Here is a 14,394-nt window from a genome sequence, read left to right as displayed (position 1 = left end):
CATACATAATATAAATCGAAATATGATTACGTCAGGAGGGGCAAAGTGAATATTCCTAATCAGATTACCGTTTCACGAATTTTATTAATCCCTGTATTTATGATTTTTCTGCTTGTTCCGTTTCAATGGGGAGAGCTGACATTGCTCGGGGCAGAGATTCCCGTTCATCATTTTATTGCAGCGATAATTTTTATCGTAGCCGCTTCAACAGATTGGTTGGATGGTTACTATGCTAGAAAGTATAAGCTTGTCACGAACATGGGAAAATTTTTGGATCCGTTAGCAGATAAATTGTTAATAAGCGCTGCTTTTGTTGGACTGGTTGGCTTAGATATGTTTCCTGCATGGGCGGCAATTATCATATTAAGTCGCGAATTTGCAGTTACAGGACTCAGACTTGTTGCGTCAGGTGAAGGAGAGGTCATTGCTGCAAGTATTTGGGGAAAGTGGAAAACAATTAGCCAAATATTTGCAGCAGCAGCAGTTATGTTATATAACATCGTATTTGAATTGGTTTCGATACCCTTTGACACCATTTTGGTCTATGTTGCAGTGATTTTAACTGTTTTTTCAGGTGTGGATTATTTTGTGAAAAATAAGCACGTTCTTAATAAATCATTGTAATATCTAGAAAGGGGAAATGAGAGTGAATGCTGAAATTATTGCAGTAGGTTCGGAATTACTTCTCGGACAAATCCAAAATTCAAATGCTACATACATATCTGGTCAACTATCGTCTATTGGAATTGATGTATATCATCATGTTGTAGTGGGGGATAACCCAAATCGATTATCTGAAGTCGTTGAATCAGGATTAAATCGATCAGATTTATTGATTTTTACCGGGGGATTAGGACCAACGAAAGATGATTTAACGAAAGAAACAGTTGCTAAGGTAACAGGGAAAGAGCTTGTCTATGATAGAGAAACAGAGGAGCGAATTGAATCACATTTCGCCCAAAGACGTCGAGAAATGACTGCGAACAATCGAAAACAAGCGATGGTACTGAAAGACGCAAAAATACTAGCGAATGACCAAGGGTTAGCATGTGGAATGGTTGTCGAGCATAACAACAAATATATCGTTATGTTACCAGGTCCCCCTAGTGAACTTATCCCGATGGTTAACAATTACTTAATGCCTTTTTTGAAAAAAAAGCTAGTTCTAAACGAAGAAATTCAATCAATGGTTTTGCGTTTTTTTGATATCGGTGAATCACAATTGGTAGAAAAAGTCGATGATTTAATAGAACAACAAACTAATCCGACAATTGCACCTCTTGCTTCTGGAGGTGAGGTGACGCTCCGATTAACTGTCAAGGGGTCGGATAAACAAGAGAACGATTTCCAATTACAACAATTGAAATCGAAAATTCTAGAACGCCTTGGTTATTATTATTACGGTGAAGATGAAAGTCAATTAGCAAATATTTTATTTCGAGAATTGAAAGCAACTGGTCAATCGATTGCAGCAGCTGAGAGTTTAACGGGAGGCTTATTTTCGACAATGATGACAAGTGAGCCAGGATCTTCATCTGTTTTTACAGGGGGGATAATATGTTATAGTAATTCAGTGAAGCATACTGAATTGGCTATCTCACAGAAATTGTTGCAAACTGAAGGCGCGATTAGTTCATCGTGCGCTAAAGAAATGGCGATAAATATTAAACAGAAATATCATAGTGATATTGGAATTAGTTTTACCGGCGTCGCAGGACCAAATTCTTCAGAAGGGCACGAACCTGGCATCGTATATATTGGTATTGCAACAAAGCACCACGAGGAAACATATTTGCTTCGTTTAGCAGGAAGTAGAGAAAATATTAGAGAACGATCTGTAAAGTATGGCATGTATTATTTAATTCAATGTTTGAGTAAGGAAAAGGAAAAGGAAAAGATAAAGGTGGATGAATAGAAATGATGAAATTTGAACAATTTGACGTATCAGATGAAATAAAAAAAGCAATTAAAGAAATGGGCTTCGAAGCACCATCACCAATCCAAGAAAAAATTATTCCTGAAATTTTGAACAAACGTGATGTAATTGGACAAGCTCAGACAGGTACAGGGAAAACAGCTGCATTTGGAATCCCTTTGTTGGAGCATATTACGAAAGAAAAGCATATACAGTCGTTGATTTTAACTCCGACAAGAGAATTAGCCATTCAGGTTGCTGGAGAACTTCAAAAGCTATCAAAATTTCAAAAGGTGCAAACACTTCCTGTTTATGGTGGACAATCGATTGGACAGCAAATTAAATCATTAAATCGAGGGGTAGAAATTGTTGTAGGGACTCCCGGAAGAGTTTTGGATCACTTAAATCGTGGAACATTGAAATTACAAAATATCCACACCTTAATTTTGGATGAAGCGGATGAAATGCTTGATATGGGATTCGTGGAAGATATTGAGAAGATCCTCAAACAAGTTAATAGTAATCGACAAACAATGCTTTTTTCAGCAACGATGCCTCCTCCGATTCGTAAACTTTCAAGTAAATATATGACTAATCCAAAACATGTGACAATTGATAAGGGTGACGTTACGGCTCCGTCAATTAATCAAGTATATTATAAAGTTCTCGAAAAAAATAAGCTTGATTCCTTATGTCGTGTTATTGATAGTGAAACGATTCACTTAGGGATTGTTTTTTGTCGAACGAAAAAAGGTGTCGCAGAATTAGCTGAAGCTCTTCAAGCGAGAGGGTATATGGCAGATGGCCTCCATGGAGATTTATCACAACCGCAAAGAGACCTAGTCATGAAGAAATTTCGTGAATCGTCTGTAGAATTTTTAATTGCGACAGATGTAGCAGCGAGAGGAATTGATGTGCAAAATGTTAGTCACGTGATTAATTATGACATTCCACAAGATCCTGAAAGTTATGTTCACCGTATTGGAAGAACGGGACGTGCTGGTAAAGACGGTATTGCTCTTACGCTTGTTACACCGCGTGAAATGAAACATTTACGTTCCATTGAAGCGCAAATAAAAATGAAAGTCCCTTCTCGAAATATCCCTTCAGTAGAAGAAGTGGTTGAGAAACAGCAACACGTGTGGAAAGGGCAAATTATTGACCTTATTGAAAACGATGATCAAGGAATGACTCTATATGACACCTTAGTTTCAGACCTGCTAGAACAGTATCCACCGGAGAAGGTCGTCACATCACTTATGAAACTAGCTTTTTATAGCAGAGATGATATGAATGATGATAGCTATGATTTTGGTGAAACGGGTGCACAAAAAGGGATGACCAGATTCTTTATTAATGTAGGACGTAATGTAGACTTAACACCGAAAAAATTAGTCGATGAGGTCTCGCGCTTAGTTGGAATAAGTGCACAATCAGTTGGAAGAGTTGATATATTCGAAAACTTCACCTTCTTGGAAGTTCCTGAAGAGGTTGCCCCTTTTGTTTATGAAGGATTGAAATATTCCCGTGTTAGCGGAGCGAGAATTAACCTTGAGCCAGCAAAACCTCGTCCTAAAAGAAAATAATTTTTAATTAATAATAAACGTTCACTGTTGATGAGATACCGTCTGATTTTGTATACGACAAGTAAAATATAATTTTTAAATAAATCCGCCTTAACCTTTGACAAGGTGGATTTTTCCGTCTATAATTATAAGCGAACGGATGTTTGTAAATAAGGAGCAATAGATTTTATATTTATAGTAAGAAATGAGTTTGCATTAGAAATAATGAATTGATATATAAAGGAGCGAATGTAACAATGTCAGATCGAAAACAAGCATTAGACATGGCGTTAAAGCAAATTGAAAAGCAATATGGAAAAGGTTCTATCATGAAATTAGGAGAACAAGCAGGACAAAGAGTATCCACTATATCTAGTGGAACATTAGCATTGGATATTGCGTTAGGCGTTGGTGGTTATCCTCGTGGACGAGTAATTGAGGTTTATGGACCAGAATCATCAGGTAAAACAACGGTTGCTCTTCATGCGATTGCTGAAGTTCAACGAAATGGTGGACAAGCGGCATTTATTGATGCAGAGCACGCGCTCGATCCTGTTTATGCTCAAAATTTAGGTGTTAATATTGATGAATTACTATTATCACAGCCTGATACAGGTGAGCAAGGTTTGGAAATCGCAGAAGCGCTTGTACGAAGTGGAGCTATTGACATTGTCATCGTCGACTCTGTTGCAGCACTTGTTCCAAAAGCAGAAATCGAAGGTGAAATGGGTGACAGTCATGTAGGGCTTCAAGCTCGACTTATGTCTCAAGCTTTACGTAAGCTTTCTGGAGCAGTTAGCAAATCGAAAACGATCGTTATGTTTATTAACCAAATCCGTGAAAAAGTTGGCATTATGTTTGGAAACCCAGAAACAACTCCTGGTGGGCGCGCCCTTAAGTTCTACGCTTCTGTTCGTTTAGAAGTGCGAAGAGCGGAACAACTGAAACAAGGAAACGATATTATGGGAAATAAAACAAAGTTAAAAGTAGTAAAAAACAAAGTAGCACCTCCGTTTAGAACTGCTGAAGTAGACATTATGTATGGTCTTGGGATTTCTAGAGAAGGTTCAATACTTGATATTGGTTCGGAATTAGATATTGTTGTTAAAAGCGGTGCGTGGTACTCCTATAATGAAGAAAGAATGGGACAAGGTCGTGAAAACGCAAAACAATTTTTGAAAGAAAACTCAAAAATTGCTGGTGAGATTGACATGAAGATTCGTGAATATCATGGATTGGTAGAGCCGAAAGAAGAGGCAGTTTCTAAAGACGTAGGTAAGGATTCGTCTAAAGAATCATCTAAAGATCAAGTGACAGCAAAATTAGAACAAAAATAAAAACTCACCTATCATTTTTACTAGCATATGTTTATTAAACTAAAACAACCTTAAGCTAATTATAGTAGCCTAAGGTTGTTTTAGTTAGGAGTAAATGTTATTTAAACGCTACTTTTTAACAAGTATTAATATGGGTGAAAGATAGAATTTAATCTGTAAAGAAGAGTTGTTCTTTTTAATTTACATTCAAAAGAGTATGACACTTTCTTAAGTGATAATAACTCTTTTGGTTAGTTTTATAGAGATATTAGTTATTAACAATCAGGAATTCTAGTTTGATTCAGTTTGGAGCCGCTACCAGTGCTTGACATTATCGATAATGAGACATACAATTAGTGAGAATACTGCATTAAACGACTGTTTATTTAAAGTTGTACAGGATGTATTTAGATGCTTTATTTATGAAAATGATTAACTTGAAAAAGAAATGAATGATTTTTTAGCTAAGAAATAGCATGAGGAGGTGAATCAGTCTTGGATCTGATCATACAAATCCTCATTTTGCTATTCACTGCAGCAATTTCTATCTTGATTGGATACTTCGTTCGCAAATCTATCGCAGAAGCTAAAATCTCGAGTGCAGAAGCTCTGGCTCGAAAAACGATTGAAGATGCTACGCGAGAAGCGGACTCCAGTAAAAAGGAAGCAATCTTAGAAGCTAAAGATGAAGCTCATAAGCTTCGTATGGAAGCTGAAAAAGAAGTCCGTGATCGCAGAAACGATGTTCATAAGCAAGAGAATCGGTTGGTGCAAAAAGAAGAAGTTTTGGATCGAAAAAGTGAAACGTTGGACAAAAAGGAAGAGACTCTTGAAAAACGAGAAGAGCGCTTGTCAAAACGTCAGCATGAAATCGACGAGATGAATAGCAAAGTCGAGGAGATAGTGAAACAACAACAACAAGAATTAGAAAGAATTTCTGCTTTCTCAAGAGATGAAGCAAAAGAAATTATTATGAAGACTGTAGAAAATGAATTAACACATGAGAAAGCCATTTTCGTAAAGGAATCCGTTACGAGAGCTAAAGAAGAAGCGGATAAAAAAGCGAAAGAGATTCTTTCTTTATCTATTCAGAGATGTGCAGCAGACCATGTAGCAGAAACAACAGTTTCTGTTGTTAATTTGCCAAATGATGAGATGAAAGGCCGAATCATTGGAAGAGAAGGTCGAAATATTCGTGCTTTAGAGACGTTGACGGGAATTGATCTAATCATTGACGACACACCAGAAGCGGTGATATTGTCTGGTTTTGACCCTATACGTAGAGAAATTGCCAAAACAACATTAGAAAAGCTAGTCCAAGATGGTCGTATTCACCCAGCTCGAATTGAAGAAACCGTTGACAAAGCAAGAAGAGAAGTTGATGAGTTAATTCGTGAGTATGGAGAACAAACTACCTTTGAAATGGGTATTCATAACTTGCACCCAGACTTAATTAAAATCTTAGGTCGTCTAAAATTTCGTACAAGTTATGGCCAAAATGTCTTAAAACACTCAGTGGAAGTTGCTCACTTAAGTGGTATTATGGCAGCTGAATTGGGTGAAGATGTTCAATTAGCTCGTCGCGCTGGTCTTTTACATGACCTTGGAAAAGCGATTGATCACGAGGTTGAGGGAAGTCATGTTGAAATTGGTGTTGAATTAGGAACGAAATACAAAGAACATCCAGTTGTAATAAACAGTATTGCTTCTCACCACGGAGATACAGAATCAACATCTGTTATTTCTACGTTAGTAGCTGCAGCAGATGCCTTGTCAGCTGCTAGACCAGGTGCTAGACGGGAAACGTTAGAAACATATATTAAACGACTAGAGAAACTAGAAGAAATTTCCGAGTCCTTTGAAGGCGTTGAAAAAACTTACGCAATTCAAGCTGGACGAGAAGTTCGTATTATGGTTAAGCCAGATTTCATTAGCGATGAAGATTCTTACAGTCTTGCTAGAGATATTACGAAGAAAATTGAAGATGAACTTGATTACCCTGGTCACATAAAAGTGACAGTTATTCGTGAAACACGGGCAGTTGAGTATGCGAAATAAAGTGGTGCTTTTGCCACTTTATTTTTCTTTTATATAGTCACAAATTGTCGTTAGCTTTAGGTTGGTCCTCACTAAATAATAGAGTAAACTGAAGTGGAGTGAAGTAAGATTTGTTGACATTCACGAAAATCCTTTAGAGGGTTGTTTTTGTACTTTAAGAATGTTTAACTTTGCTAAAGAATTAAAGTATAAGAAAAACTAAAGCTTTTGCCATGAAGGACTTGGCGACAAGCTAAGTTTTTCGAATTATTAAGTTTATAGTTTTTTCTTTAAAGCTGATAAAATAGAAATAGTTTTTGATTTCAAAAGGCACATCAATATTTGTTAAAAGGAGTATGTTATGAAAATTTTGTTTATAGGAGATATCGTTGGCTCTCCAGGAAGAAATGCGTTGAAGGAGTATTTACCAAAATTAAAATCAAAGTACCGTCCTGATGTTACGATTGTAAATAGCGAAAATGCGGCGGGAGGAAAAGGGTTAACGAAAAAAATATACCAAGAAATTCATGAAATTGGTGCAGATATCATGACAATGGGAAACCATACATGGGATAAAAAAGACATCTTTGAATTTATAGATGATGTCCCCAATTTAATCCGTCCAGCTAATTTCCCTGAAGGTAATCCAGGGAAAGGTTATGTCATTAAAAAGGTAGGGAATAAAAAGATCGCCGTGATCAATGCTCAGGGCAGAGTTTTTATGCCACCTAGTGACTGCCCATTTAAAAAACTTGATGAGATTGTAAAAATAGTAAAAGAAGAGACCCCATTTATATTTGTCGATTTTCATGCAGAAGCTACGAGTGAAAAGCAAGCTGTTGGATGGTTTTTAGACGGTGAAGTATCTGCTGTTGTTGGAACACATACACATACACAAACGGCTGATGAACGGATTTTGCCAAATGGTACGGCATATATTTCGGATGTTGGGATGACAGGTCCGTATGACGGTATTTTAGGGATGGATCGAGATGTTATTATTCAACGATTTTTAACGAATTTACCTGCTAGGTTTGAAGTAACTGCAGGGAGGGAACAATGTAACGGAGTGGTTATTCAGCTGGATAACCATACTGGAAAAGCAACAAAAATTGAGCGTATCTCTATTAATGAGGAACGGCCATTTTTTGATTAACATAGCTTGATTTAAGAGAGATCTTTTATGTTGATGTGGAGAACGACAACTACTGAGTTGTCTTTAAGGAGTTAGGTTAAGGAATATGGTTAGAAGTTGGATGATCGCGAAATAAATTCTCTAAATTTTGCAAAATGCTAATCAAAGATGCCGTTTTCATTGTAAATTATGAGTGTAGTGTTAGAAATGGTACAAAAAAAGTATATATTTTTTGGTTTTGAATATATACAAAAAGAGGTATTGTTCATGTAATCAGTATTTATAGAAGATGGACATTCTTATGATAACTTCATAATCTTAATTATCACGGTGTTTGATCAATCTACTAACAATCATCACTAATCCTTAAGGAGGTACTGAAATGGAAGTATTAAAAGTTTCAGCAAAATCCAATCCTAATTCTGTAGCTGGTGCGCTAGCAGGAGTTATTCGTGAAAGAGGACACGCAGAAATGCAAGCAATTGGTGCAGGCGCCTTAAACCAATCGGTAAAAGCAGTTGCTATAGCTCGAGGGTTTGTTGCTCCTAGTGGAATTGACCTCATTTGTATTCCTGCATTTACTGACATAGAAATTGATGGAGAAGAACGAACAGCAATTAAATTAATTGTTGAACCAAGATAAAATATCAACTCGACAGTTATTCTGTCGAGTTTTTTTGTACTTTAAGAGTGTTTTACTTAGCTAAAGGGTTAAAGTGTAAGAGAAACGAAGGTTTTCGCCATGCATGACTTGACGATAAGCCAAGTTTTTCTAACGAATAATGAATTTTTTATTTTTTCAGTTGATTTATATGAAGCTAAATATTGAAAGTGAAAGCCTGTATTATTAGGTTTTTTTAACAGTTACTAGTCGTAGGAAGCAGATTTAATTCCTTTTGTTAAAAAATTTGAATTTTCTTGCTTCATGTAAATGTGAAAGTTATGTTACAATATAAAGGTAGGTTTGAAATCGACATGAGAACACCTGTTGTTTTATAATTGTTAATTGAACTTTTTCTCAAAGAGAGTATTATTTCATTTTATTATTAAATTAAGTAAATGATATCTCGGAAGTTAAGATATTTTAATCCCACTGTTCAAACAATTATACTTCACACCACTAAGGTACATAGTTGAGGTGCATAATATGAATGTAATCACATTCGCATTGTGTCAACTTTGTGAGGATTTTCATTGTCATATTATAAAAGGGGTGTAGTAAATGATTAATCAACTTTCATGGAAAGTTGGCGGTCAGCAAGGCGAAGGAATTGAAAGTACGGGTGAAATTTTTTCAATGGCGTTGAACCGCCAAGGATATTATTTATATGGGTACCGTCATTTTTCTTCTCGTATTAAGGGTGGTCACACGAATAATAAGATTCGAGTTAGTACATTCGCAACGAATTCGATCTCGGATGACTTAGATATACTAGTTGCTTTTGACCAAGAAACGATTGACGTAAATTTACATGAACTTAGTAATGGTGGAGTCGTTATTGGAGATAGTAAGTTTGCTCCTAAACTACCAGAAGGTTCACATGCAAAATTATTTTCAATACCATTTACAGAAATGGCTACTGAATTAGGTACATCTTTAATGAAAAACATGGTCGCAGTTGGAGCATCAGCTTCATTAATTGGTGTTGATACAGATATATTCAAGTCTGTCGTTGAGCAAATCTTTTTGAAAAAAGGTGAATCCGTCGTTTCGAAAAATATGGATGCGATTCGTGCTGGAGCTGAATATTTTGAGAAAGAATCAGCTGGTAAATTGGGTGATTTTAAACTAGATGCAGCAGATGGACAAAATAGACTATTTATGATTGGAAATGATGCGATTGCATTAGGGGCTCTCACAGGGGGAGCAAGGTTTATGCCTGCATATCCAATCACGCCCGCATCAGAAATTATGGAATACTTGATCAAAAAATTACCTGAATATGGTGGGACAGTTATCCAAACAGAAGACGAAATTGCAGCAGCTACAATGGCCATTGGTGCTAATTATGCTGGAGTTCGCTCATTAACGGCTTCTGCAGGACCTGGATTATCTCTTATGATGGAAGCGATTGGACTTAGTGGAATTACGGAAACTCCATTAGTCATTATTGATACACAACGAGGTGGGCCAAGTACTGGTTTACCAACAAAACAAGAGCAATCAGATATATTTGCGATGATTTATGGAACGCATGGTGAAATTCCAAAGGTAGTTATGGCACCTTCCACTGTTGAAGAAGCTTTTTATGATACAATTGAAGCATTTAATATTGCGGAAGAGTATCAAGTTCCAGTGATTATCATGACTGATCTCGCATTATCGTTAGGAAAACAGACTGTTAATCCACTAGACTTTGAGAAAGTAGAAATTCGTCGTGGAAAACTTGACAGGAAAGAAGAATTGCCTGAACAAGAAAAAGGTGTATACTTCAAGCGGTATGAAGTTACGGAAGATGGCGTTTCAAAACGAGTAATTCCAGGTATGAAACACGGATTACACCATGTAACTGGTGTCGAACACAACGAGCAAGGGAAACCATCTGAGAGTCCTGAAAACAGAATTGCTCAAATGGATAAAAGAATGAGAAAACTTAATCCTTTGGTTACTAAATTCCCTGACCCTATCTTTAAGGATGAAAAACATGATGATGCAGATTTACTAGTCATTGGTGTCAATTCTACTAGAGGGACAATTCAAGAAATGCTCCCTCGTATGGAAGAGGACGGCTTGAAAGTGAATCATGGTCAAATTAGATTATTGCATCCTTTCCCAACGGATGAGTTACAAGGAATGATTGATAAAGCTAAAAAAGTTGTCGTTGTTGAAAATAATGCGACGGGTCAAGTAGCACAATTAATCAAAATGAATGCAAAGATTGATAAAGTAGAATCGATTCTTAAATATGATGGAAACCCATTTTTACCATCAGAAATTCATAACAAGTGTAAGGAGCTGTTCGCATATGGCAACGTTTAAGGATTTTAGAAATAACGTAAAACCAAACTGGTGTCCAGGCTGTGGTGACTTTTCTATTCAAGCTGCGATTCAGCGTGCAGCAGCAAATACAAATGTCATTCCTGAGGAGCTAGCGGTTGTTTCTGGAATAGGTTGTTCAGGACGAATTTCAGGTTATATTAATTCATATGGTCTTCATGGTATTCATGGACGATCTTTACCAATTGCGCAAGGAGTTAAAATGGCAAACCGTGAACTAACAGTAATCGCTTCAGGTGGTGACGGTGATGGTTTTGCGATTGGTATGGGTCATACCATTCATGCGATTCGTAGAAACATTGATGTTACTTATATTGTTATGGATAATCAAATTTACGGTTTAACAAAAGGACAAACATCTCCGCGAAGTGAGATGGGATTCAAAACGAAAAGTACACCAGGTGGATCGATTGAAACATCATTAAGCGTCATGGAAATGGCACTTACCGCAGGTGGAAGTTTTGTTGCGCAAAGTTTCTCTAGTGATCTAAAAGAATTGACGTCGTTAATTGAGCAAGGGATCCAACACAAAGGTTTCTCATTTATTAATGTATTCAGTCCTTGTGTTACGTTTAATAAAGTAAACACGTATGACTGGTTCAAAGAGAATTTAACATCTCTTTCTACAATTGAAGGCTATGATGCTAGCAACCGAACGCAAGCTATGACGACTCTTATGGAGCATGATGGTTTAGTGACAGGTCTTATTTATCAAAATAAAGAAAAACCTGCCTATGAATCATTGGTGAAAGGGTTTAAAGATGAAGCCTTATCTTCTCAAGATTTAGATCTTGATAAAGAGCAATTTAAAGAATTAATTGGCGAGTTTATGTAATAAGAAAAGAGTGAACGCCTTTAACTGCGTTTAGCTAATTTCTATTTTAAAAAGGTGCCCTTTGGGGTGCCTTTTTTTGTTTGGAATGGAGTATTGATAGAGAGGTGGCTCGCTTGTTGTAACCGTATGGAAGCGGAAAATCGAAGGTAAATGGTAGAAGAGGAAGCAACTTGTGCCGTATGGAAGGTGAAAATCAGAGGGAAAGGGTAGAAGAGGGAGCAACTTGTGGCGTATGAAAGAGGAAAATCGAAGGGAAAGGGTAGAAGAGGAAGCAACTTGTGCCGTATGGAAGAGCAAAATCGGAGGGAAAGGGTAGAAGCAACTTGTGCCGTATGGAAGCGGAAATCAGGAAAGCAATGGTCGAAGAGGTTAAAACAAGTGCTTCAAAAAGAACCAACGAGTTCGTTACCGTAATTGAGGACACCACAGGATAACTGCTACTCGTCAGCTAAGTCGTTCATTCATCATGGTTGTGAAAAGATGTAATACCCTTTATAATAAAAGGTTGATAGTAATGTTTTAAAAGGAGAATGATGGTATGAATGAAGAACAGCGTCTAAAGCAAACAAAAGCGATGGAGGATCTTTCTTCTGCGGACAAAAAATCCGGCCAGAAAAAAGACTACTCGCAATATTTTCAAACGACATTCACTCCCCCTGATTTAAAGCAAGCGAAAAAGCGGGGGAAAGAAGATATTTCCGTACATTATGACTTTGACATTCCAGAAGATATGAAAGGAATCGGAAAAGGGAAGAAGTTTCTGATTCGCACATACGGATGTCAAATGAATGAACATGATTCTGAGAATATGGCTGGAATTCTATTGAGTATGGGCTTTGAATCTACCTCTTTGTCAGAAGAAGCAGATGTGATTTTATTAAATACGTGTGCCATTCGAGAGAATGCGGAGAATAAAGTGTTTGGTGAAATTGGACACTTAAAACCATTGAAACTCGAAAAACCAGGATTGATTGTCGGAGTTTGCGGATGTATGTCTCAAGAAGAATCCGTTGTGAATCGAATTTTACAAAAACATCAACACGTCGATCTTATTTTCGGAACGCACAACATCCACCGTCTACCGGACTTACTTAAAGACGCGATTTTTAACAAAGAAATGGTGATTGAAGTATGGTCAAATGAAGGGGATATTATTGAAAATATGCCGAGGGCTCGTCGAGGACAAATCCAAGGCTGGGTGAATATCATGTATGGTTGTGATAAATTCTGTACGTACTGTATCGTGCCATACACGCGTGGGAAAGAGCGTAGCCGTCTTCCAGAAGATATTATCGAGGAAGTTCGCCATTTGGCAAGAAACGGATACAAAGAGATCACCTTACTCGGACAAAATGTCAATGCTTATGGAAAAGATTTGGTAGATTGGAATTACGGACTTGGCGAGCTAATGGACGAAATTCGAAAGATTGATATTCCACGTGTCCGCTTTACAACAAGTCATCCTCGTGACTTTGATGACCATTTGATTGAAGTACTTGCGAAAGGTGGAAATATGGTTGAGCATATTCATCTACCTGTTCAAAGTGGCAATAATGAGGTTCTGAAATTAATGGCTCGTAAGTACACGCGTGAACACTATATTGAGTTGGCCAATAAAATCAAAACCGCATTGCCACATGCGTCGTTTACGACAGATATTATTGTTGGTTTTCCAAATGAAACAGAAGCACAGTTTGAAGATACATTATCGTTAATGAGAGAGATGGAATACGATAGTGCTTACACGTATATTTATTCTCCACGAGATGGTACTCCAGCGGCAAAAATGGAAGACAATGTCCCGATGGATGTGAAAAAAGATCGATTGCAACGGTTGAATGCGATAGTTAATGAGCTTTCAGCAAAGAAAAATGAAGCTTATACTGGTAAAATTGTTGAAGTATTAGTTGAAGGAGAAAGTAAAAAGAATTCAGATGTTTTAATGGGTAGGACGAGAACAAATAAATCAGTCAACTTCAAAGCACCAAGATCGGCCATCGGTCAGTTAGTTAATGTAAAAATTACTGAAGCAAAAACATGGTCCCTTAATGGAGAAGTTGTCGAAACTGCAGGGGTGAAAGCATAATGGAACAGAAGTATACCAAACCAGAAATCGTAGAAAAAGCAAAATCATTAGCTGCAATGGTTGTTGAAACGGAAGAAGTAGATTTCTTTATTCGTGCAGAGGGGCAAATTAATGAGAATTTGCGTGTGCAAGAAATCATTGGCCAAATAAAGTCATTGCAAAAAGAAGCGGTAAACTTAAAGCATTATGAAAAATCAGAGGCATTAAAAGTAACAGATGGAAAAATAAATGCTCTCCAAGATGAGCTAGATGAGATTCCTCTCGTACGAGAATTTAAGCAATCGCAAACAGAAGTGAACCATCTGCTGCAAATGGTCAGCAATACGATTTCAAACACAGTAACGACTAAAATCATTGAATCAACTGGTGGGGATCTTCTTAAAGGAACAACGACAAAGGACCCATTTAATACTGGCGGTTGCTAAATGACAACACCTAAAAAACTACTTCCATTCGGGAGTAGTTTTTTTATGTGTAGTATTTATATAAATATAGAATACAATTTTT

At 37.0% G+C, this 14,394-nt stretch carries 12 protein-coding genes; all 12 read left to right on the top strand.

The genetic code is table 11. The annotated features are described in order from the left end of the window. Nucleotides 1–45: 45 nt before the first annotated feature. The 12 genes from pgsA to ACM26V_RS07885 all read left to right on the top strand — a co-directional run bounded on the left by pgsA (nucleotide 46) and on the right by ACM26V_RS07885 (nucleotide 14,312). Nucleotides 46–624 (top strand): CDP-diacylglycerol--glycerol-3-phosphate 3-phosphatidyltransferase, encoded by a 579-nt coding sequence (pgsA, locus tag ACM26V_RS07940; protein ID WP_416150883.1) that lies wholly within the window; start codon nucleotides 46–48, stop codon nucleotides 622–624. 16 nt (nucleotides 625–640) lie between these two features. Then, the gene (locus ACM26V_RS07935; protein WP_416150882.1) at nucleotides 641–1,915 is read left to right on the top strand and encodes a competence/damage-inducible protein A; all 1,275 of its coding nucleotides are present in this window, start codon (nucleotides 641–643) and stop codon (nucleotides 1,913–1,915) included. A gap of 2 nt (nucleotides 1,916–1,917) precedes the next feature. Then, nucleotides 1,918–3,501: a DEAD/DEAH box helicase gene (locus ACM26V_RS07930; protein ID WP_416150881.1), complete on the top strand. Its 1,584-nt coding sequence runs from the start codon at nucleotides 1,918–1,920 to the stop codon at nucleotides 3,499–3,501. A 236-nt stretch (nucleotides 3,502–3,737) separates the two neighbouring features. Then, nucleotides 3,738–4,817, top strand: a complete 1,080-nt coding sequence (gene recA, locus ACM26V_RS07925; protein ID WP_416150880.1) for a recombinase RecA — start codon at nucleotides 3,738–3,740, stop codon at nucleotides 4,815–4,817. 474 nt (nucleotides 4,818–5,291) lie between these two features. Further along, complete coding sequence (gene rny, locus ACM26V_RS07920) at nucleotides 5,292–6,854, top strand: ribonuclease Y (RefSeq protein WP_416150879.1); 1,563 nt, start codon at nucleotides 5,292–5,294, stop codon at nucleotides 6,852–6,854. A 340-nt stretch (nucleotides 6,855–7,194) separates the two neighbouring features. Further along, the gene (locus ACM26V_RS07915) at nucleotides 7,195–7,989 is read left to right on the top strand and encodes a TIGR00282 family metallophosphoesterase (protein ID WP_416150878.1); all 795 of its coding nucleotides are present in this window, start codon (nucleotides 7,195–7,197) and stop codon (nucleotides 7,987–7,989) included. A gap of 361 nt (nucleotides 7,990–8,350) precedes the next feature. Further along, complete coding sequence (locus ACM26V_RS07910; RefSeq protein WP_416150877.1) at nucleotides 8,351–8,611, top strand: stage V sporulation protein S; 261 nt, start codon at nucleotides 8,351–8,353, stop codon at nucleotides 8,609–8,611. Between the two features lie 579 nt (nucleotides 8,612–9,190). After that, complete coding sequence (locus ACM26V_RS07905; RefSeq protein ID WP_416150876.1) at nucleotides 9,191–10,948, top strand: 2-oxoacid:acceptor oxidoreductase subunit alpha; 1,758 nt, start codon at nucleotides 9,191–9,193, stop codon at nucleotides 10,946–10,948. Beyond that, on the top strand, nucleotides 10,935–11,801 hold the full coding sequence (locus tag ACM26V_RS07900) for a 2-oxoacid:ferredoxin oxidoreductase subunit beta (protein WP_416150875.1): 867 nt from the start codon (nucleotides 10,935–10,937) through the stop codon (nucleotides 11,799–11,801). The genes ACM26V_RS07905 and ACM26V_RS07900 overlap by 14 nt, the downstream gene beginning before the upstream one ends. A 285-nt stretch (nucleotides 11,802–12,086) precedes the next feature. Then, nucleotides 12,087–12,215 carry a hypothetical protein gene (locus tag ACM26V_RS07895; RefSeq protein WP_416150874.1) on the top strand — a complete coding sequence of 43 codons (129 nt, stop codon included), beginning with the start codon at nucleotides 12,087–12,089 and terminating at the stop codon, nucleotides 12,213–12,215. Nucleotides 12,216–12,339: 124 nt separating this feature from the next. Further along, nucleotides 12,340–13,887, top strand: coding sequence for a tRNA (N6-isopentenyl adenosine(37)-C2)-methylthiotransferase MiaB (gene miaB, locus ACM26V_RS07890; protein ID WP_416150873.1), 1,548 nt, complete (start codon nucleotides 12,340–12,342; stop codon nucleotides 13,885–13,887). Then, on the top strand, nucleotides 13,887–14,312 hold the full coding sequence (locus ACM26V_RS07885; RefSeq protein WP_416150872.1) for a RicAFT regulatory complex protein RicA family protein: 426 nt from the start codon (nucleotides 13,887–13,889) through the stop codon (nucleotides 14,310–14,312). Before miaB ends, ACM26V_RS07885 begins: the two co-directional genes overlap by 1 nt. Nucleotides 14,313–14,394 lie beyond the last annotated feature (82 nt).

This window comes from Salipaludibacillus sp. HK11 (genome assembly GCF_047795645.1).
Lineage (GTDB): Bacteria > Bacillota > Bacilli > Bacillales > Salisediminibacteriaceae > Salipaludibacillus.
The sequence above is the reverse complement of the archived record's forward strand: the minus strand, read 5'-3'. Positions and strand labels throughout refer to the sequence as shown.

Bases quoted from the DNA above. Each gene is read 5' to 3' on its own strand.
- miaB (WP_416150873.1), top strand. From the start codon at position 12,340: ATGAATGAAGAACAGCGTCTAAAGCAAACAAAAGCGATGGAGGATCTT.
- recA (WP_416150880.1), top strand. From the start codon at position 3,738: ATGTCAGATCGAAAACAAGCATTAGACATGGCGTTAAAGCAAATTGAA.
- ACM26V_RS07915 (WP_416150878.1), top strand. From the start codon at position 7,195: ATGAAAATTTTGTTTATAGGAGATATCGTTGGCTCTCCAGGAAGAAAT.
- ACM26V_RS07935 (WP_416150882.1), top strand. From the start codon at position 641: ATGAGAGTGAATGCTGAAATTATTGCAGTAGGTTCGGAATTACTTCTC.
- ACM26V_RS07905 (WP_416150876.1), top strand. From the start codon at position 9,191: ATGATTAATCAACTTTCATGGAAAGTTGGCGGTCAGCAAGGCGAAGGA.
- ACM26V_RS07930 (WP_416150881.1), top strand. From the start codon at position 1,918: ATGATGAAATTTGAACAATTTGACGTATCAGATGAAATAAAAAAAGCA.
- ACM26V_RS07885 (WP_416150872.1), top strand. From the start codon at position 13,887: ATGGAACAGAAGTATACCAAACCAGAAATCGTAGAAAAAGCAAAATCA.
- ACM26V_RS07910 (WP_416150877.1), top strand. From the start codon at position 8,351: ATGGAAGTATTAAAAGTTTCAGCAAAATCCAATCCTAATTCTGTAGCT.
- ACM26V_RS07900 (WP_416150875.1), top strand. From the start codon at position 10,935: ATGGCAACGTTTAAGGATTTTAGAAATAACGTAAAACCAAACTGGTGT.
- ACM26V_RS07895 (WP_416150874.1), top strand. From the start codon at position 12,087: ATGGAAGAGCAAAATCGGAGGGAAAGGGTAGAAGCAACTTGTGCCGTA.